At 73.7% G+C, this 1,248-nt stretch carries 1 protein-coding gene and 1 pseudogene; both read left to right on the top strand.

From position 1 onward, the window contains the following. Window positions 1-191, top strand: a pseudogene (locus CCN51_RS51520) (CTP synthase); the annotation flags it as partial. 114 nt (window positions 192-305) lie between these two features. Continuing rightward, window positions 306-932 (top strand): NUDIX domain-containing protein, encoded by a 627-nt coding sequence (locus CCN51_RS51515; RefSeq protein ID WP_014180804.1) that lies wholly within the window; start codon window positions 306-308, stop codon window positions 930-932. Window positions 933-1,248: the final 316 nt, after the last annotated feature.

The raw sequence follows: 1,248 nt of genomic DNA, 5'->3' as shown, positions 1-1,248 counted from the left end.
CCACCCGCCCGCACCCGCTCTTCGCGGGTCTGGTGAAGGCCGCGGTGGCCCGGCAGTCGGGGGAGACGGGGCAGTCCGCGCAGTCGGGCCAGCCTGCGGCCGAGGCGGCCCCGGCGGCGCGGTCGGGCGCTCAGGCGGGTGCGGTGGCCGGAGCGCCGGGCGCGGCGACCGGACAGCGCGCCAAGGCCTGAGGGATACGGTTGACCTGGGCGGGAGCGGTCTCGTGCCGCCCCGCCCGGGCCCCCGTTCCCAGGCCCCCGTCGGTCTACCGGGCCGTTCGTCGACGAGAGGACGCTGAGTCGAGCATGCGCATCAAGGACACCCCCGAGGAGTGGCGGATCACCGCCACCACCACGCCGTTCACCGGCAACAAGACCGGCGTGCGCACCGACGAGGTCGTCATGCCCGACGGCTCCCGGACCACCCGCGACTACCAGGTCCACCCCGGGTCGGTCGCCATCCTCGCCCTCGACGGCGAAGGCCGCGTCATCGTGGTGCGCCAGTACCGCCACCCGGTGCGGCAGCGGCTCTGGGAGATCCCGGCCGGCCTGCTCGACATCCCCGGCGAGAACCCGCTGCACGCGGCGCAGCGCGAGCTGTACGAAGAGGCACACGTCAAGGCCGAGGACTGGCGGGTGCTGACCGACATCTACACCTCGCCGGGCGGCTCCGACGAGGCCGTACGGATCTTCCTGGCCCGGGGGGTCTCGGAGGCCGAGGGCGAGCGGTACGAGGGGGATCACGAGGAGGCGGACATGGAGCTCGCCCGTATCCCCCTCGACGAGCTGATCGCCGGCATCCTCGCGGGCGAGCTGCACAACACCTGTCTGACGGCCGGCGTCCTGGCGGCCCACGCCGCACAGACCGGCGCCGGTTTCGAGTCCCTGCGCCCGGCGGACGCCCCCTGGCCGGCCCGGCCCTTCGAGGCCTGACGGCCCTCCTGCCGCAGGACGGCTCTCCACAGACCCCAAATCCGAACATCCGTGCATCCGATCAGGTGATTTTCTCCCCGCTGTATCGGCCGGGAGTGCCGAAGTGCTGACGCGCGGTGAACTACGCTCGGAGTATTCCCGACCGCACCCGCGGCGGGCTCGTACGCGCAGGTGGACGGGGATGGGGCCCAGTGGCGGAGCAGGCGGTCGACACCGATGGGGGGCCGACCCCCCGGAAGCGGCTGCCGCCGCCTGTCGCCGAACCCCAGCCCCGTCCACCTGCGCGTACGAGCCCGCCGCGGGTGCGGTCGGGAAT

The sequence above is a fragment of the Streptomyces milbemycinicus genome (genome assembly GCF_002154605.1).
Taxonomy (GTDB): Bacteria; Actinomycetota; Actinomycetes; order Streptomycetales; family Streptomycetaceae; genus Streptomyces; species Streptomyces milbemycinicus.
This window is presented reverse-complemented; position numbering and strand designations above follow the sequence as displayed.